The sequence below is a fragment of the Aeromonas sp. YN13HZO-058 genome (assembly GCF_001921245.1).
GTDB classification, from domain to species: domain Bacteria; phylum Pseudomonadota; class Gammaproteobacteria; order Enterobacterales; family Aeromonadaceae; genus Aeromonas; species Aeromonas allosaccharophila.
Genome location: NZ_MQSY01000055.1, coordinates 15,267 through 32,331, shown reverse-complemented (window position 1 = coordinate 32,331; position 17,065 = coordinate 15,267). Strand labels below are relative to the sequence as shown.

The 17,065-nt window shown below is 61.2% G+C and carries 16 protein-coding genes; 2 read left to right on the top strand and 14 right to left on the bottom strand.

Going from position 1 to position 17,065, the window contains the following annotated elements:
- Positions 1 to 186 precede the first annotated feature (186 nt).
- The 10 genes from BSP75_RS13140 to leuS form a co-directional block, all read right to left on the bottom strand.
- Positions 187 to 1,191, bottom strand: a complete 1,005-nt coding sequence (locus tag BSP75_RS13140) for a septal ring lytic transglycosylase RlpA family protein (protein WP_075113488.1) — start codon at positions 1,189 to 1,191, stop codon at positions 187 to 189.
- On the bottom strand, positions 1,133 to 2,131 hold the full coding sequence (mltB, locus tag BSP75_RS13135) for a lytic murein transglycosylase B (protein WP_075113487.1): 999 nt from the start codon (positions 2,129 to 2,131) through the stop codon (positions 1,133 to 1,135). The genes BSP75_RS13140 and mltB overlap by 59 nt, the downstream gene beginning before the upstream one ends.
- Positions 2,131 to 3,234, bottom strand: coding sequence for a rod shape-determining protein RodA (gene rodA, locus BSP75_RS13130; RefSeq protein WP_042061047.1), 1,104 nt, complete (start codon positions 3,232 to 3,234; stop codon positions 2,131 to 2,133). The genes mltB and rodA overlap by 1 nt, the downstream gene beginning before the upstream one ends.
- Positions 3,227 to 5,149: a penicillin-binding protein 2 gene (gene mrdA / locus BSP75_RS13125; RefSeq protein WP_042061050.1), complete on the bottom strand. Its 1,923-nt coding sequence runs from the start codon at positions 5,147 to 5,149 to the stop codon at positions 3,227 to 3,229. The genes rodA and mrdA overlap by 8 nt, the downstream gene beginning before the upstream one ends.
- Before the next feature lie 103 nt (positions 5,150 to 5,252).
- A complete protein-coding gene (gene rlmH, locus BSP75_RS13120; RefSeq protein ID WP_075113486.1) occupies positions 5,253 to 5,720 on the bottom strand; it encodes a 23S rRNA (pseudouridine(1915)-N(3))-methyltransferase RlmH in 468 nt (155 codons plus the stop codon).
- Between the two features lie 19 nt (positions 5,721 to 5,739).
- Positions 5,740 to 6,081, bottom strand: coding sequence for a ribosome silencing factor (rsfS, locus tag BSP75_RS13115; RefSeq protein WP_033135359.1), 342 nt, complete (start codon positions 6,079 to 6,081; stop codon positions 5,740 to 5,742).
- Positions 6,082 to 6,184: 103 nt separating this feature from the next.
- The gene (gene nadD / locus BSP75_RS13110; protein ID WP_075113485.1) at positions 6,185 to 6,835 is read right to left on the bottom strand and encodes a nicotinate-nucleotide adenylyltransferase; all 651 of its coding nucleotides are present in this window, start codon (positions 6,833 to 6,835) and stop codon (positions 6,185 to 6,187) included.
- Positions 6,829 to 7,866: a DNA polymerase III subunit delta gene (gene holA, locus BSP75_RS13105; protein ID WP_075113523.1), complete on the bottom strand. Its 1,038-nt coding sequence runs from the start codon at positions 7,864 to 7,866 to the stop codon at positions 6,829 to 6,831. The genes nadD and holA overlap by 7 nt, the downstream gene beginning before the upstream one ends.
- A 27-nt stretch (positions 7,867 to 7,893) precedes the next feature.
- Positions 7,894 to 8,376, bottom strand: a complete 483-nt coding sequence (lptE, locus tag BSP75_RS13100; protein WP_075113484.1) for an LPS assembly lipoprotein LptE — start codon at positions 8,374 to 8,376, stop codon at positions 7,894 to 7,896.
- A 113-nt stretch (positions 8,377 to 8,489) separates the two neighbouring features.
- A complete protein-coding gene (leuS, locus tag BSP75_RS13095; RefSeq protein WP_075113483.1) occupies positions 8,490 to 11,066 on the bottom strand; it encodes a leucine--tRNA ligase in 2,577 nt (858 codons plus the stop codon).
- A 145-nt stretch (positions 11,067 to 11,211) separates the two neighbouring features.
- Between leuS and BSP75_RS13090 the strand changes: the two genes are divergently transcribed.
- Positions 11,212 to 11,706, top strand: coding sequence for a zinc ribbon-containing protein (locus BSP75_RS13090; RefSeq protein ID WP_075113482.1), 495 nt, complete (start codon positions 11,212 to 11,214; stop codon positions 11,704 to 11,706).
- A 157-nt stretch (positions 11,707 to 11,863) separates the two neighbouring features.
- On the opposite strand, the gene BSP75_RS13085 is transcribed toward BSP75_RS13090, so the two are convergent.
- From BSP75_RS13085 to fldB, 3 genes are all read right to left on the bottom strand, one after another.
- On the bottom strand, positions 11,864 to 13,204 hold the full coding sequence (locus tag BSP75_RS13085; protein WP_075113481.1) for a metallopeptidase TldD-related protein: 1,341 nt from the start codon (positions 13,202 to 13,204) through the stop codon (positions 11,864 to 11,866).
- Positions 13,204 to 14,604, bottom strand: coding sequence for a TldD/PmbA family protein (locus BSP75_RS13080; protein ID WP_075113480.1), 1,401 nt, complete (start codon positions 14,602 to 14,604; stop codon positions 13,204 to 13,206). Before BSP75_RS13080 ends, BSP75_RS13085 begins: the two co-directional genes overlap by 1 nt.
- 202 nt (positions 14,605 to 14,806) lie before the next feature.
- Positions 14,807 to 15,325: a flavodoxin FldB gene (gene fldB, locus BSP75_RS13075; RefSeq protein ID WP_075113479.1), complete on the bottom strand. Its 519-nt coding sequence runs from the start codon at positions 15,323 to 15,325 to the stop codon at positions 14,807 to 14,809.
- A 250-nt stretch (positions 15,326 to 15,575) separates the two neighbouring features.
- On the opposite strand from fldB, the gene xerD reads away from it, so the two are divergent.
- On the top strand, positions 15,576 to 16,475 hold the full coding sequence (gene xerD / locus BSP75_RS13070) for a site-specific tyrosine recombinase XerD (protein WP_075113522.1): 900 nt from the start codon (positions 15,576 to 15,578) through the stop codon (positions 16,473 to 16,475).
- 72 nt (positions 16,476 to 16,547) lie between these two features.
- Here xerD and mscL read toward each other — a convergent pair whose 3' ends face one another.
- Positions 16,548 to 16,958, bottom strand: a complete 411-nt coding sequence (gene mscL, locus BSP75_RS13065; protein WP_042658573.1) for a large-conductance mechanosensitive channel protein MscL — start codon at positions 16,956 to 16,958, stop codon at positions 16,548 to 16,550.
- Positions 16,959 to 17,065: the final 107 nt, after the last annotated feature.

The window sequence follows — 17,065 nt, the reverse complement described above, 5'->3', positions numbered from 1 at the left end:
CTTGAAATTCCTGCGAGCCAGATGGGGATAAAATGCGGGCCTAACTATACCAGATGCGCCCGCAGGTTATAGCCCGACATGGCGATCAGAACTGGTTTTTTATCCATCACTCCCTGTCATCACGCCATAAAACGACGTGATGACAGTGAGTAAGCGGTTAGTCACATCCGCGGCAAAAGGGGACGATCAGGGCACGATAAAGGCCTGTTCCAGCCCGCCCTGACGTACTTTTTCCAGCACACTTGTCTGCTGGTCTGCGGCGACCGGGCCAATCAGCACCCGGAAAATGGCGCCATGGGCATCGACCCGGTAGGGCACGCCGTAACGCTGGGTCATCACCGTGCCCATCGCCTCGGCCCGCTCCCGGGAGCCGCTGGCCAGCACCTGGATCATCTTGCCATCACCACTGCTGGCGGGCGCTGCAGCCTTGGCTGGCGCTGGTTTGACCGGTGCCGCTTTGACAGGTGCCGCTTGGGCGGGCTTGGCCGTTGGCGCCTTGACGGGCGCAGGCGCGGGGTCGGCGGCGGGAGTGGCCATCGCCAGCGCGGTCGGTTCACCCAGGAAGCCATCTTGTGACAGGGTGTTGGAGGCTGCTGCGGCCGGGGTGGTCGGGGTCATCTCGATGGGCTTCATCGGCTCCATGATCACCATCTGATCCGGGGTGTCGTTGATCAGCTCCAGCCGTACTCGCGCTTCACCGCTATCGACCATCTCCAGCTGCTTGGCGGCCGCGTAGGAGAGATCGATCAGGTGGGGGCTGTCGAACGGGCCGCGATCGTTGACCCGCACTATGGTCTCCAGCCCGTTGTCCAGATTGGTGATCCGCACATAGCTCGGGATCGGCAGGTTGCGGTGGGCGGCGCTGAACAGCTTGCTGTCCAGCACATCGCCGTTGGCGGTCTTCTGGCCGTCCAGATCCGGCGACAGCCAGCTGGCGGTGCCCTCTTCGCTGTAATGCTTGATATCGCGCCACACCTCGTTTTTCTGCTTGCCGATCCAGTAGTCCCGGTTGCCGCTGGCACTCAGGGGCTCGGGGCGCGGAATGGCGCCGGTGGCTTGCGGGATCTCGATAACGGGTGGCTTGCTGACCGGTGCTTGCTGCTCGACGGGGGCGGACTGTTCCGGCTGGCTGCTACAGGCGGCCAGCAACAAGCTCAGGCTGAGCGGGAGGAGTTTGTGACGAAGATGCATACGCTTCCTGAATGGCTTGGCTAAGTTGATACACCGCCATCGCATAGAGTGGGCTGCGATTGTAACGGGTGATCACATAAAAGTTATGCCGTGCGACCCAGTATTCCGGTCCATCGGCTTGGGCAAACGCCAGTAACTTGACCGGCGTCTGTGGGGCCAGCGGCGTGGCGAGCTCAATCCCTGCCGCCGCCAGTTCTGACCACTGTTGTGTGAGCTCGGGCTCAGGCCTGAGTAGAGGTTCGACTGCCATCAGCCCGATCTGGGCCGGTTCCACCACGGATTCGCCCCAGCGCCACTGGTGGCTGGCAAAATAGTTGGCCACGCTGCCGATGGCATCGACCGGGTTGGCAAACAGATCCCGTTTGCCATCGCCGTCAAAATCGACGGCGTAGTGGCGATAGCTGGAGGGCATGAACTGCCCCATTCCCATAGCGCCGGCATAGGAGCCCTTGAGGCGCTCCAGCGGCCAGCCCTCTTCCCGTGCCAGCAACACCAGCTGGGCGAACTCCTTGGCAAAGAAGTCGCTGCGTTCGGGGTAGTGAAACCCCAGGGTGTAGAGGCTATCGAGCACCGGATGGCGACCCATCTGGCGACCATAGAAGGTCTCGACCCCGATGATGGCCACGATGAGCGAGGCGGGCACCCGATAGGTCTGCTCGGCGCGGGCCAGCGTTTCGGCATGTTGCTGCCAGAACTGCTGCCCGTCACGGATGCGATCCGGGGTAACGAACAGCGGCCGGTAGCGATGCCAGGGTTTGGCTTCCCACGGCTTGCTGATGGTGTCGAGCACCTCCTGCCGTAGCTGGGCGCGGGCGACCGCGGCCTGCAATTCCGCCAGCGGCACCTGCTGCTGTTCGGCGAGCAGGGCCAACCGATCCGGCGCCACGGCAGCGGTTGCCATCGTTGTGGCGAGCGAGAGCAGCAATCCAACCCGTCTCATCAGGCGAGCAGTCTTCTATGAGTCTGAATGGACATCAGGATACCGAATCCTGCCATCAGGGTCACCATGGAGGTGCCGCCATAGCTCACCAGCGGCAGGGGAACCCCTACAACTGGCAAGATACCGCTCACCATGCCCATGTTGACGAACACATAGACGAAGAAGGTGAGGGTGATGGCGCCACCCAGCAGTCGCTCGAAGCTGTTCTGGGCCTGCATCGAGATAAACAGGCAGCGGCTGATGACGTAGAGGTAGAGCACCAGCAGCAGGGCAACCCCCACCAGCCCGAACTCCTCGCTAAATACCGCGAAGATGAAGTCGGTGTGGCGCTCGGGCAGGAACTCCAGCTGGGACTGTGTCCCTTGCAGCCACCCCTTGCCAAAGACGCCACCGGAGCCGATGGCAATCTTGGACTGGATGATGTGGTAACCGCGGCCGAGCGGGTCTTTCTCCGGGTCGAGCAGCATCAGCACCCGCTGGCGCTGGTAGTCATGCATCAGGAAGAACCAGAGCACCGGCATAAAGGCAACCATCAACATGACCGCCAGCCCGATCAGCCACCAGCTGAGTCCCGCCAGAAAGATCACGAAGAAGCCGGAGGCAGCCACCAGAATGGAGGTGCCAAGGTCGGGCTGGGCGGCGATCAGCAGGGTAGGCAGCAGCACCATGATGAGGGCGATCACCACATGGCTGAACTTGGGGGGCAGCGAGTGGCGACTGAGCCAGGCGGCCACCATGATCGGCATGGAGAGCTTCATCACCTCGGAGGGCTGGAACTTCATAAAGCCGAGATCGAGCCAGCGCTGGGCCCCCTTGCCGATGTGGCCGAACACGTCCACCGCAATCAGCATCAGTACCACCACGGCGAACAGGGGCACCGACCAGCGGGCGTAGAGGGAGGGGGGCAGCTGGGCCATGCCGATCATCAGGGCAAAGGCGAGGCCGCCGCGCACCAGCTGGCGCACGATGGAGTCAATATCCTGGCCGGAGGCGGAGTAGAGCACCACCATGGAGAGGGTCATCACGGCCAGCAGACCGAGCAACAGGGGCAAGTCGATATGCAGCTTGTACCAGATACTCTGCTGGCGAGCTGAATTACTCATGGGGGGCGACCTCACTCGGTTGGGACGGCTTTTCCGGTGCCGGTGGCAGTTGCGGATCAGGGGGCAGCAGATAGGCATCCAGCATCTGGCGAGCAATGGGCGATGCAGCCCGACCACCACCACCACCGATGGAGTTTTCCAGCACCAGTGCTACCACCGCTTTGGGCGCCTCAAAGGGGGCGTAAGCGACGAACAGGGCGTTATCGCGATGCTCCGCCTTGACGGTCTTGATGTTGTACACCTGATTTTCCTTCAGACCGACTACCTGAGCGGTGCCCGATTTGCCACCCGAGGAGTAAGGCGCCTTGGCGAACGAGTGGCGGCCACTGCCTTCACTGCCATGGTTGACGCGCCACATCCCCTCCTGCGCCACTTTCCAGAAGCTGTCGTTCTTGAGCTTGAGGGCGATATTGGGGTTGATGGGGGCATCGACCACCCCCGCCTGTGAGGCGGTGCTCTTGAGCAGATGCGGGGTCACGTCGTGGCCGTTCTGGGTCAGGATGCTGATCGCCTTGGCCAGCTGGAGCGGGGTGGCGCTCCAGTAGCCCTGACCGATACCGACCGAGATGGTGTCACCCTGATACCAGGGCTGGCGCCAGCGGGCCATCTTCCAGTCGCGAGACGGCATGACGCCCTTGGTCTCTTCATAGAGATCGACCCCGGTGTACTGACCGAAACCGAACTTGGTCATGTAGCTGTGGATCTTGTCGATGCCGACCCGATAGGCGAGATCGTAGAAGTAGGTATCGGCCGAGACCTCGATGGCGCGATAGACATCGAGCCAGCCGTGGCCCCAGCGGCGCCAGTCACGAAACTTCTTGGTGGTACCGGGAATGGAGAAGCTCGGGCCGCCGAAATAGCGGTAGCCCGGGGTGATGGCCCCCTCGTTGAGGCCCATGATGGACATCATGGGTTTGACGGTGGAGGCGGGGGCATAGATGCCCTGAGTGGTGCGGTTCACCAGCGGCCGCGCCGGATCGTTGAGCAGCGCCGAGTAGTTGGCGCTGGAGATGCCGGTCACAAACAGGTTGGGGTCGTAGCTCGGGCTCGACTCCAGAGCCAGGATGGCGCCGGTTCTCGGGTCCATCATCACGATGGCACCGCGCTGGCCCGCCAGCAGTTGCTGGGCCTTGAGCTGCATCCGGACGTCGATATTGAGGTAGATATCCTGGCCGGGAATGGGCGGCTGGAACTTGAGGGTGCGGACAATCCGGCCGCGGTTGTTCACCTCGACCTCCTGATAGCCCGCCACGCCGTGCAGCTGATCCTCGTAGTATTTCTCCACCCCCTGCTTGCCGATATCCTTGGTGGCCGCGTAGTTGGCGAGTTTCTCTTCCTTGTCGAGGCGCTCCACGTCACGAGTGTTGATCTTGGCCACATAGCCCAGCGCATGGGTGAGGGTGTCACCAAACGGGTAGTAGCGCTTGAGGTAGGCCTCGATGCTGGCGCCCGGGTAGTTGTGCTGGTTGACCGAGAAGAGGGCCACCTGATACTCGGTCAGCTTCTCGTAGAGGGCGACCGGCTTGAAGCGGCGCTGGCGCTTCACTTCGGCGAGGAACTTCTCCTTGGTGCCTTCCGGCAGCCCCAGCAGGGTGATCAGCTGGTCGGCGGTTTTTTCGAGATCAGTGGTCTCTTCCGGCACAATTTCCAGACTGTAGACCGGGCGGTTTTCCGCCAGCAGCACGCCGTTGGCGTCATAGATCAGCCCCCGTGGCGGCGCCACCGGCACCACGCGGATACGGTTGGAGTTGGAGCGAGTCTGGTAGGTGTCGTAGGACTCGACCTGCAGATAATAGAGATTGCCCAGCAGCACCAGCATCAGCACGACGATGCCGATGTAGGCTACCAGGGTGCGCCGGAAGAACAGATTGCCCTCGGCACTGTGATCGCGCATTTCGATGCGTTGTTTCAGCATGCCTTTACCTCAAGACCCTTGGGGGCAATAACAGCAGGAACTGCATTGTTCACTCTCTGTGATACGGGTGAATATGAGAGGTGAGACTCCAGAGACGCATGGCTCACTCTCTATGATACGGATGATTGGTGGTGATGCTCCAGGCCCGATAGAGGCTCTCGGCCACCAGTACCCGCACCAGCGGATGGGGCAGGGTGAGCGGTGACAGCGACCAGCTCTGTTCGGCGGCAGTCTTGCACTCGGGGGACAAGCCTTCCGGCCCGCCGACCAGCAGGGCGACATCGCGGCCATCAAGTTTCCACGCTTCCAGCTGGGTAGCCAGCTGCTCGGTGGTCCAGGGTTTGCCCGGAATATCGAGGGTGACGATACGCGAGCGGCCTGCGGCCGCCAGCATGGCTTCCCCTTCCTTTTGCAGGATGCGGGGAATGTCGGCATTTTTGCCGCGTTTGCCAGCGCCGATCTCGACGAGTTCAAACGGCATGTCTTTCGGGAAGCGGCGACGATACTCTTCGAAGCCATGCTCTACCCAGGCGGGCATCTTGGTGCCCACCGCAATCAACTGGATCTTCATGGTCGTTACACTTGTGTTCTTATTGCGTATTCACTTGAGCGGCACCGCTCCACAGCTTTTCCAGTTGGTAGAAGTCACGATGTTCATCCTGCATCACATGCACGATCACCGAGCCCATATCTACCAGTACCCATTCACCGCTCAACTGCCCTTCCACGCTCAGCAGATCCAGACCCGCGTGGCGTGCCTCGCTGGCCAGATGGTGGGCAATGGCGCTGACGTGACGACTGGAGTTGCCGGAACAGACGATCATGGTGTCAGTAATGCTGGATTTGCCGCGTACATCGAGGGTGATGATGTCGCGGCCTTTCATGTCATCGATCTTGTCGATGATAAAGGCATGCAGTTCTTGGCCTTGCAATGAGTCTCTCCTCTGTTCCGGCGCGCAGCGTTTGCGTCAGGGCGGCGGATTATATCATGGTCACTCCCGTTTCCCATCGGGCGGGGCGGGATTACGACAGGGGCTAGCGGCGATTGGCGCGGTAGAGCCCCTGTTGATCAATATAGTGCGCAACCGACTCGGGCAAGAGGTAGCGGGTGTCTTGCCCCGCATCCAGCAGGGCCCGCAGCCGGGTGGCTGACAGTTCGATGGGCTGGTTGTCCGCCAGCCAGATATGACCGGCCAGACGCTGGTGCAGCGCGCTGGCGTCAGTGGTGTGATGGCGCGCCAGCAGCAGCGCTACTTCGGCCGGATACTCCGGTTGCCAGCCCGGCCGCACGCTCACCACCAGATGGGCATAGTCGAGCAGCTCCTGCCAGCGGTGCCAGCTTGGCAGGCTCAGCAGGGAATCCATCCCCATCAGAAAACAGAGCGGCGTATCGGGCAGTTCATGACGCAGCTCGATCAGGGTATCGATGGTGTAAGAGGGTTTATCCCGCATCAGCTCCCGCTCATCCACCACAAAGTGGTGGTTCTCCGCCGCCGCCAGTCTGACCATGGCGAGGCGCTGCTCGCTGGAGCAGAACGGATTGGCGCGGTGGGGCGGGATATGGTTCGGGATCAGCCGCACTTCCGCCAGACCAATGGCATCGCGTGCCTCGATGGCCGGGCGCAGATGCCCGATATGGATGGGGTCGAAGGTGCCGCCAAGCAAACCGACAGGCGCCTTCAGCACGGGCTGCTCTCCATCACCAGCGGCAGCGGGGTGCCATCACGAAAGCCGAGGGCAATGGTTTGCAACATTAGCCAGGCCTGTTCGGTATCGAAGCGGCGCTGGGCGTCGTCCAGCTGAGCCATCAGTTGCCACAGTTGCTGCAACTTGGCAAACGGCAGTCGGGTCAGCGCTTGCTGAATGAGCTGCTGGCGGCTCTGCCAGATCCGCAGGCGGCTGAAGTGCTCCCCCAGTGGCTGGCCGTTGCACATGGCCAGCGACAGTTCGGTCAGCTGCTCCAGCTCGCGGCAGAGGGTCCAGGCCAGTATCCCCGGCTCGGTGCCTTCGGCCCGCAGGGCGGCCAGAATGCGCTGGGCCCGGTTCACCTTGCCCTCCAGCAGGGTATCGACCAGCTGGAACGGGGTGAAGTGGGCGTGGCGGATGATGGTCTCTTGCAGATAAGTGACGCTGATGGGCTGGGGCGGCGAGAGCAGGGTCAGCTTCTCGATCTCCTGACTGGCGGCCAGCAGGTTGCCCTCGTAGGAGTGGCACATGAAGTTGATGGCATCCGGCAGCGCCTTGAGGCCGAAACGTTGAAAACGGGCACTCATCCAGCGCGGGAAAAACTTGGGCTCCGGATGGTTGACCGGCACATAGGTGCCAATCTGGTAGAGCTTGTCGAACCAGGCTGCCTTCATCTGGGTCTGATTGAGGCGACCGCCGCTCAGCACCAGCAGCAGGTCGGGATGGAGTTGCTTGCCGATTTCACTGATGCGGGCCGCCAGATCCTTGTCCACCTTGGCGGGCAGCTCCAGTTCAATGATCTGGCGGGCGGAGAAGAGGCTCATGGCCTGACAGGCATCGTAGACCTGATTCCAGTCCAGTCCCTGCTCCACCACGAAGGTGTGGCGTTCATCGAAACCCTGTTTGCGGGCGACCTGACGGATGGCATCGATGGCCTCCAGTCGCAACAGGGGCTCGTCGCCAAAAACGAGATAGCAGGGCCGAAGCCCTGCTTTGAGGTGGTCACCAAATTGCTCAGGGTAGACTCTCATCAACATATTCTCATCAAGATAGTCGCATCAGAAGCTGACCTGACTCAACTGCCGGATCACCTGATTGGCCGCCTGCTCCTGCATCTCGCGGTTGAGCTGCTCCTGCTCACGGGAGGAGGCGAGCGCTGCATCCGGCTTGTTGAGGAAGCTGCGGTTGAAGTTGATGGGGAAGACCTGAGTCGGCTTGCCTGGCACCGAGATGGTGAACTGGGTACCAAAGCCCAGCACATATTCGGTGTCCGTCCCCAGCGCGTTGACCGAGGCGACCTGACTGGTGCTGCCTACGCCGCCCAGAGTGAGCACCGGAATGCCCTCCTTGTCGGCCAGGGTCACGCCAGAGGCCTTCAGGCGGGTGGTAACCATCCGGTAGAAGTCGCTCTTGTTGTCGCCCACGACCTTCATGGTCATCAGCTCGCTTGGAATGCCGTTGCCGCGCATGTGAAAGCCGCAGCCTTGCAGCAGCAGACCAGCCAGCACGATGGTCATCCAGCGGGTGAAGATGGTGCCCATAGAAAATCCTCTTTGCATTAAGGGAAAGCGGCGGGCGCAGGGCCCGCCGTTATCATCCGTTTGCTGTCACGGATTGGCAATGATCAGTTGGTAACCAATCAGTTGGCCGTCAATCAGTTAGCGACAATATTGAGCAGCTTGCCAGGTACGTAGATCACCTTGCGCACGGTCAGACCGTCGGTGAACTTCTGCACGGAGGCATCGGCCATCGCCAGCTTCTCGACATCAGCCTGGCTGATCTCGGCTGGTACGGTCAGCTTGCCGCGCATCTTGCCGTTGATCTGCACCACGACCAGCTTCTCGGTCTCGACCATGGCCGCTTCATCGGCCACCGGCCATGCGGCGTGATCCACGTCGTCGCCCTTGCCCAGCATCTTCCACAGCTCGAAGCCGATGTGCGGGGTGATGGGGTAGAGCATGACCACGACAGCTTCCAGTGCTTCCTGCATCAGGGCGCGGTCCTGCTCGTCGGAGCCCAGCTTGGCCAGATTGTTCATCAGCTCCATGATGGCGGCGATGGCGGTGTTGAAGGTCTGACGGCGACCCACGTCATCGCTCACCTTGGCGATGGTTTTGTGCAGTTCACGGCGTACCGCTTTCTGCTCGTTGGTGAGGGCTGCTACGTCCAGCGCGGCAACGGCGCCACCGGAGACGTGCTCGAAGGTGGTGCGCCACAGGCGGCGCAGGAAGCGCTGGGCACCCTCTACGCCGGAGTCGGACCACTCCAGAGTCATCTCGGCCGGGGAGGCGAACATCATGAACAGACGGACGGTATCGGCGCCGTAACGCTCGACCATCAGCTGCGGGTCGATGCCGTTGTTCTTGGACTTGGACATCTTGGTCATGCCGGAGTGCATTACCTCACGGCCTTCGTTGTCGATGGCCTTGGTGATGCGACCCTTCTCGTCACGCTCTACTTTGACGTCGGTCGGGCTGACCCAAACGTTGCCGCCCTTCTCGTCCTTGTAGTAGAAGGCGTCGGCCAGCACCATGCCCTGGCAGAGCAGGCGCTTGAACGGCTCGTCGCTGTTGACCAGACCTGCGTCACGCAGCAGCTTGTGGAAGAAGCGGGCGTAGAGCAGGTGCATACAGGCGTGCTCGATACCGCCGATGTACTGATCCACCGGCAGCCAGTGGTTGGCAGCAGCCGGATCCAGCATGCCCTTGTCGTAGTCCGGAGAGCAGTAGCGCGCGTAGTACCAGGAGGACTCCATAAAGGTGTCGAAGGTATCGGTCTCGCGGAACGCTTCCTGACCGTTGTAAGTGGTCTTGGCCCACTCGGCGTCAGCCTTGATCGGGCTCTGGATACCGTCCATTACCACATCTTCCGGCAGCAGCACCGGCAGTTGATCTTCCGGCGTCGGCACCACGGTGCCGTCAGCCAGGGTCAGCATCGGGATGGGGGCACCCCAGTAACGCTGACGGGAGACACCCCAGTCACGCAGACGGAAGTTGACGGTGCGCTTGCCGTGGCCTAGCGCTTCCAGCTTGTTGGCGATGGCGTCAAAAGCGCCCTGGAAGTCGAGACCGTCGAACTCGCCGGAGTTGAACAGTACGCCCTTCTCGGTGTAAGCCGCTTCGCTCACGTCGACGTCGCCATCAACCGGCTTGATCACCGCTTTGATGTCGAGGCCATATTTGGTGGCGAATTCGAAGTCACGCTGGTCGTGAGCCGGAACTGCCATCACGGCGCCGGTGCCGTAGTTCATCAGTACGAAGTTGGCGACCCAGACCGGTACCTTGCGGCCATCCAGCGGGTGAATGGCATAGAGGCCGGTGGCCATGCCTTTCTTCTCCATGGTGGCCAGTTCCGCCTCGGCTACCTTGGTGTTCTTGCACTCTTCGATAAAGGCGGCCAGTTCCGGGTTGCTGGCAGCAGCCTGCAGCGCCAGCGGGTGACCGGCGGCGATACCGACATAGGTGACGCCCATGAAGGTGTCCGGACGGGTGGTGTAGACCTCCAGCTGCTCAGCCTGACCCTCGATATTGAAGCTGATGTTGACCCCTTCGGAGCGGCCAATCCAGTTGCGCTGCATGGTCTTGACCATCTCTGGCCAGCCTTCCAGATTGTCGATGTCGTTCAGCAGCTCTTCGGCGTAGTCGGTGATCTTGATGAACCACTGGGGGATCTCTTTTTGCTCCACCGGGGTGTCACAGCGCCAGCAGCAGTTGTCGACCACCTGCTCGTTGGCCAGCACTGTCATGTCGTTCGGGCACCAGTTGACGGAGGAGGTCTTCTTGTAGACCAGACCCTTCTCGTAGAGCTTGGTGAAGAACCACTGCTCCCAGCGGTAGTAATCCGGTTTGCAGGTGGCGACTTCACGATCCCAGTCATAACCCAGACCCAGCATCTTCAGCTGGTTCTTCATGTATTCGATGTTTTCGTAGGTCCAGGGCGCCGGGGCTGTGTTGTTTTTGACTGCGGCGTTCTCCGCTGGCAGACCGAATGCATCCCAACCTATGGGTTGCAGCACGTTCTTGCCATTGAGGCGTTGATAACGGGAGATCACATCACCTATGGTGTAGTTACGAACGTGCCCCATGTGTAGTCGACCAGACGGATAGGGGAACATGGACAGGCAGTAGAACTTCTCCTTGTCTACTTTCTCCACGGCCTTGAAGGTTTTCTTGGCATCCCAGTGCTTTTGCACTGCTGGTTCGATTGATTGGGGAACGTATTGCTCTTGCATTGGTGACATCCGGATCTGTGAAATGAATAGATAAATCAGCTGGGAAATCGCAATAGAATACCCATATCCTGCGGCGGCAACAACCGCCAGCGTCCCTTGGGCCTTAAGCCGGGCCAGATCAGGGTTTAGTAGAGGAGTTAGAGCCATGGACAAACGTCAAAAAGGGTACGAAGCCTTCATTGCCGAGCTGCAAAAACAGTGGCAAGAGACTGAAGAGTTCCAGGGGGAGCGCCTCAACCGGATGATCGCCAAGGTGCAGGCCTATCTGGAGGCCGCCAGCGACCTGACCCAGGACGAGCTGGCGCTCATCGCCGAGTACGTGAAGCGGGATCTGGGCAACTACGACGAGGGGCGCCATGACGATAGTGCGCAGGTGGAAGAGTCTGCCTTTATGCTGGCCCTGAAAGACACCGCCTGGTCCTGGTTGGCGGATGTGACCGACCGCGCCCAAGTGGAGTGGCGGGAGCTGGCCGACGAGCTGGAGCACAAGGGCGTCTATGAGGCCGGTGACTGGGTGGGGCTCGGGGTCATGGTGTGCGACCAGTGCGGCTGGTGTCATACCGTGCTGCATCCCCAGCAGCTCGATACTTGCCCCGAATGCGGCTGCGCCGAGTATCACCGCGAGCCGCTCGCGCCCTGAGCCATGCCATCAATGCGGACGAGATAACGAGACCAGTAGGGATGATTAGCGAAGCGTAATCGTCCATTTAGTCAGAGGTCTCGACACTCTGCTTGCGAATTTGCTTGCCAATAAGAGAGAGGCGCCATCAGGCGCCTCTCTCTATTGATGGGCGGGTTTATTTGCCCGCAACGGAGAGGCCGCCAAAACGGATCAGCGGGGCGAAGAAGCCCTTGCCATCGTTGTGGTGCAGGGTGTCACCGACCGCTTCCAGCTCGCCCAGCAGGCGATAGAAGTTGCCCGCTACCGTGATGCCGCGCACCGGCTGCAGGCGAACCCCATCGCGGCAGAGGAACCCTGACGCGCCAAAGGAGAAGTCGCCGCTCACCGCATCGGCACCAGAATGCAGGCCGTCCAGCTTGACCAGCTCCAGATAGTCGCCGCTCCGCACCTCCGCTTCGCGGTGGGGGCCCGCGCCAAACACCAGATGGCGAGCGGTGACATCGAGGGCGCTGCGGGCACCTCGGGCGGCCGAGCCGTTGCTGGCGACGCCAAAGTGGCGGGCGGTGGCACTGTTATGGAGCAGGGTCTTCAGCTCCCCTTCGCCAATCAGCAGCAGATCCGAGCTGGCCGCCCCCTCGCCATCAAATGCCTTGATGTTCATGCCACCCGGCATATAGACCCGGCTCTCCAGAGTGAGCCAGCGTGACGCCACGCTCTGGCCGACCTTGCTGCGCCAGGGGTTGATCCCTTGCTGGGCCCACTTGCCCGACAGCACACCCTGAAAGCTGCCAAACAGGCTGGCGAAGCAGTTGGTGCTGAAGATAACGCTGTAGCGACCGCTCGGCACCGCTTCTCCGGGCAGTAGGCCATCGGCGATGGCGTAGATCTGCTCGATCAGGATCTGACTATCCAGCTCGTCGAAGCGACGGCCATACTGCCCCTGCGAGTGCATCGACTGGCGGCCATCCCGCTCCACCAGCGCCGAGGTGTAGCAGCCGACGCTGAACTCGCCGTGTTGGCAGAGGGTGCCCTGACTGTTGGCGAGCCAGAGCTGGCTCTCCCCTTCGAAGACGCTGTTGTAGGGGGCGCCGCTCACATCGGGCATGGCCAGCATGTCAGACTCCAGACGCAGGGCCAGGGCGATCTTCTCCTCTACCAGCGTGGTATCGGGCTGGTTGATCTCGGCACAATCTGTGGTGATCCGGCTATTGGCCACCGAGATGCGCTGATCCGGATCCACCTTGGCAAAGCGGCTGGCATCGAGCGCATCCTGCAGCATGGCATCCAGCGCCAGCTCATCGAGCGCTTCAGAGTAGGCGATGCCGACCCGACCCTCTTTGATCAGGCGAATGCCAAGCTGCTGGCTGCTGGTGACCTTGTATTCACCCAGCTCGCCCTTGTCTGCCTTGAGGGAGAAGGCCTTCTCCTGATTGGCGATGATGTCTGCCTCGGCGCCGAGGTCGGCCACTTTATCCAGCAGGCGGGTGAGCAGTTGGTTCATGTCGAGTTGGCTCATCAGGCGTTCCCTCCCACCAGGATATTGTCCACTTTGAGGGCCGGCTGGCCCACCGAGGTGGGGACCGAGCCCGAGACCGAGCCGCACATGCCGGCGGCCAGTGCCAGATTGCGGCCCACCATGGAGATCTCTTTCAGCACCTGCGGGCCGGTGCCGATCAGGGTGGCCGACTTGAGCGGTTTGGTGATTTTGCCGTGCTCGATGAGGTAGGCCTCCTGCACGTTGAAGTTGAATTCACCGGTGCCGGGCTGTACCGAGCCGCCCCCCATCTTTTTGGCGTAGATGCCGTGCTCTACCGTGGCCAGCATATCGTCGAGGCTGTGGTTGCCCGGTTCGATATAGGTGTTGCGCATGCGCGAGGTGGGGGCGTACTTGTAGGATTCGCGCCGACCCGAGCCGGTGCGGGCGTAGCCCGTCTTGAGAGCGCCCATTCTGTCCACCAGAAAACCGGCTAGCACGCCGTCCTTGATGAGTTGGGTGTGCTGGGTCGCCATCCCTTCGTCATCGACGTTGATGGAGCCCCAGGCATTGCCTTGCAGTCCCTCGTCCACCGCATTGACCACCGGATTGGCGATAAGCTGGCCCATCTTGTCGTGGAACACCGAGGCCTTTTTGGCTACCGAGGTGGTCTCCAGCAGGTGGCCGCACGCCTCGTGGAAGATGACGCCGCCAAAGCCGTTCTCCATGATGACCGGCAGGGTGCCGCTCGGGCAGGGAGCCGCGCCCAGCTTCACCAGTGCCTGACGAGTGGCGGTGAGGGCCAGCTCGCGCGGATCGATGCGATCGGCATGCTCCCAACCCATCAGGGCGCCGGGGGCCTCGTAACCGACGCTCTGCTCGCTCCCTTCCATGGCGATGGTCTGGGCCATGATGCGGTTGTAGTGGCGGCGATCGGCCACTTGCACTCCTTCGCTGTTGAAGATCTCCACCTCCTGCTCCCAGCCCAGCACGTTGCCGGAGAACTGGCTCACCTTGCCGCTCTCGGCGCGGGCGGCCGCATCCATGGCGTGCAGATAGGCGATCTTCTGCTCCAGCTGCTTGTCTGCCGACAGCGGCAGCGCCACCGGGTTGCGATCGCTCAGACGGGTGAAATCGAAGGCGGTGGCGGTCACTACCGGGTCACGGCGGTCTTTGGCCGCCAGCAAGGTGACGATACGCAGCAGCTCGTCGCGGTTGGCCAGATTGGTGTAGCCGTAGAGCACTTTGTGGCCGTAACAGAGGCGCACGCCGATGCCGAAATCGAGGCCGCCGCTGATGTTCTCTATCTGGCTGGAGAGCAGGCTGAGCTGGCTGCGGCGCTTGCGCTCGACAAACAGCTCGGCGAAATCGGCACCCAGCGCCAGCGCGTGATCGAGCACGTCACGGGCAATGGCGGGGGCCAACAGGGAGAATGGAGTCATAGAATATCCTTTTCTGGTCTGTCCGTTTGCTTCCGACATCCGGCTCTGATTGTTATGGGATGTCGAGTCCATTGTTGCAGACCAGCACAAAAAAGTCGCTATAGCGTCACGCGATGATACCGATTGAGAAAATCGGTGCGATAACTGCGCCCGGGCGGCCACATCAGCGGGTGAGTGGCCACCTTGGGAGAAGGGGTAAAGATCAGAGCAGGGCGTGGATTTCGCTCAGGATCTGCTCGACCCACTGCTCGATGCGCGGATCGGTCTGGTCATATTGATTGGCATCGTCCAGCGCCAGCCCGACGAAGTGACGGCCATCGTCGATCAGTGCCTTGGAGGCATCGAATTCGTACCCTTCGTTGGGCCAGTAGCCCACCAGCTTGACCCCTTTGGGCACCAGCTGATCGTGCAGCATGCCGAGGGCATCCTGGAACCATTCGCCATAACCGAGCTGATCGCCGAGGCCAAATAGGGCCACGATGCGTCCCTCCAGATGGAGATCGCCGATATCTTCCCAGCGGGACTCCCAGTCCTCCTGCAGCTCGCCGAAATCCCAGGTAGAGATGCCGAGGATCAGGATCTCGTAATCCTCCATCCGGCGCAGGGAGACATCCTTGATATTGTGAATATCCACCAGCTCGGGGCCGATGAGGGCGCGGATCTTCTCGGCAGCCATCTCGGTGTAACAGGTGGTGGAACCGTAAAACAGACCAATCTTCATCGCTCTTCTCTCTGTTGGCGCTTTCTCGCTTGCTTTTGGCGCCTTCTCGCTTGCTCGTGTGGACGACGCCATGTGGGCAACACGATGGGTAACGTAAGGGGAGGGGGCCAGTCTAGCAGATTGCCATTCGACCTTCACCGCCCGACAAGGGGCCTGGCAAAAGTGGCTTATCTTTCCAATGAAAGTGCCTTGTCTTTCCAAGGAGTTGGCGCGTTACAATGGGCCATCGATCCCCTGATTGCAGCGCACCATGAGCAAGCCCGACCCCCATCCCCTGATTGAACCCTTCCTCGACGCCCTCTGGCTGGAGCGGGGATTGTCTGACAACACGGTCAGCTCCTATCGCAGCGATCTGGAGAAGTTCTCCCTCTGGCTCGATGAGCAGGGTAGCTCGCTGCTGCTGGCGGGGATGGACGAGATCCAGCACTACCTTGCCTGGCGGGTCGATCACCAGTTTGCGGCGAGCAGCACCGCCCGTTTCCTGTCGGCGCTGCGCCGTTTTTACCAGTATCTCAATCGCGAGAAGCTGCGCAGCGATGATCCGACCGTGCTGCTGGAGGGGCCCAAGCTGCCGAAAAAACTCCCCTCCGATTTAAGCGAAGCGGAAGTGGATGCCCTGCTGAGTGCGCCGCTGGTGGATGACCCGCTGGAGCTGCGGGACAAGGCGATGCTGGAGCTGCTCTACGCCACCGGGCTGCGGGTCTCCGAGCTGGTGGGGCTCACAGCCGAGCATGTCAGCCTGCGTCAGGGGCTGGTGCGGGTAGTGGGCAAGGGCAACAAGGAGCGGCTGGTGCCGATGGGCGAGGAGGCGATGCACTGGCTGGAGCGTTACTACCGGGAGGCCCGCACCCTGCTGCTGGGGGGCACCAGTTCGGACGTGGTGTTTCCCTCCAAACAGGCCCGTATGATGACCCGCCAGACCTTCTGGCACCGCATCAAGCTCTATGCCCTGCGGGCCGGGATTAACGGCGAGCTATCCCCCCATACCTTGCGCCACGCCTTTGCCACCCATCTGCTCAACCATGGCGCCGACTTGCGGGTGGTGCAGATGCTGCTGGGCCATGCGGATCTCTCCACCACCCAGATCTACACCCATGTGGCCAACGAGCGGCTCAAGGCGCTGCACGGTGAGCACCACCCCAGAGCCTGAGTGCCTAGCCTCCCAAAAACAAAAAACCGCCAGCAGGCGGTTTTTTTGGCATTACACGACAGGAAGTGGCGTTTATTTCCCCTGTTGGGATTTCAGCAGATCACGGATCTCGGTCAGCAGCTCCTGATCCTTGGTCGGGCCTGCCGGTGCTGCGGCTTCCTCTTCCTGCTTCTTCTTGAGGGTGTTGATGGCCTTCAGCCCCATGAAGATGGCGAAGGAGATGATCAGAAAGTCGATGATGGTCTGGATGAATTTGCCATAGGCGATGACAACGGCCGGGGTGCTGCCTTCTGCGGCCTTCAGGGTGACAGCCAGGTCGCTGAAGTCCACGCCGCCAAGGATCAGGCCGATGGGCGGCATGATCACGTCACCGACAAAGGAGGAGACAATCTTGCCGAAGGCGGCACCGATGATGATACCGACCGCCATGTCGATGACGTTGCCGCGGGCGGCAAAGGCTTTGAACTCTTGAATCAGACTCATTATTTCCTCCGAAATTAAACAAGATAGCGCGTTGATGCCCCTTGCCAAAGGGCGAACTCTTGTCAGGAAAACAGAGGCTAAGCCGCGTTATTCCTGTCGTCCTGACT

What these genes read in the sequence shown, in the direction of transcription:
- BSP75_RS13140 (WP_075113488.1), bottom strand. Translation starts at nt 1,191, where the DNA reads ATGCATCTTCGTCACAAACTCCTCCCGCTCAGCCTGAGCTTGTTGCTG.
- mltB (WP_075113487.1), bottom strand. Translation starts at nt 2,131, where the DNA reads ATGAGACGGGTTGGATTGCTGCTCTCGCTCGCCACAACGATGGCAACC.
- rodA (WP_042061047.1), bottom strand. Translation starts at nt 3,234, where the DNA reads ATGAGTAATTCAGCTCGCCAGCAGAGTATCTGGTACAAGCTGCATATC.
- mrdA (WP_042061050.1), bottom strand. Translation starts at nt 5,149, where the DNA reads ATGCTGAAACAACGCATCGAAATGCGCGATCACAGTGCCGAGGGCAAT.
- rlmH (WP_075113486.1), bottom strand. Translation starts at nt 5,720, where the DNA reads ATGAAGATCCAGTTGATTGCGGTGGGCACCAAGATGCCCGCCTGGGTA.
- holA (WP_075113523.1), bottom strand. Translation starts at nt 7,866, where the DNA reads ATGAGAGTCTACCCTGAGCAATTTGGTGACCACCTCAAAGCAGGGCTT.
- lptE (WP_075113484.1), bottom strand. Translation starts at nt 8,376, where the DNA reads ATGGGCACCATCTTCACCCGCTGGATGACCATCGTGCTGGCTGGTCTG.
- leuS (WP_075113483.1), bottom strand. Translation starts at nt 11,066, where the DNA reads ATGCAAGAGCAATACGTTCCCCAATCAATCGAACCAGCAGTGCAAAAG.
- BSP75_RS13090 (WP_075113482.1), top strand. Translation starts at nt 11,212, where the DNA reads ATGGACAAACGTCAAAAAGGGTACGAAGCCTTCATTGCCGAGCTGCAA.
- BSP75_RS13085 (WP_075113481.1), bottom strand. Translation starts at nt 13,204, where the DNA reads ATGAGCCAACTCGACATGAACCAACTGCTCACCCGCCTGCTGGATAAA.
- BSP75_RS13080 (WP_075113480.1), bottom strand. Translation starts at nt 14,604, where the DNA reads ATGACTCCATTCTCCCTGTTGGCCCCCGCCATTGCCCGTGACGTGCTC.
- fldB (WP_075113479.1), bottom strand. Translation starts at nt 15,325, where the DNA reads ATGAAGATTGGTCTGTTTTACGGTTCCACCACCTGTTACACCGAGATG.
- xerD (WP_075113522.1), top strand. Translation starts at nt 15,576, where the DNA reads ATGAGCAAGCCCGACCCCCATCCCCTGATTGAACCCTTCCTCGACGCC.
- mscL (WP_042658573.1), bottom strand. Translation starts at nt 16,958, where the DNA reads ATGAGTCTGATTCAAGAGTTCAAAGCCTTTGCCGCCCGCGGCAACGTC.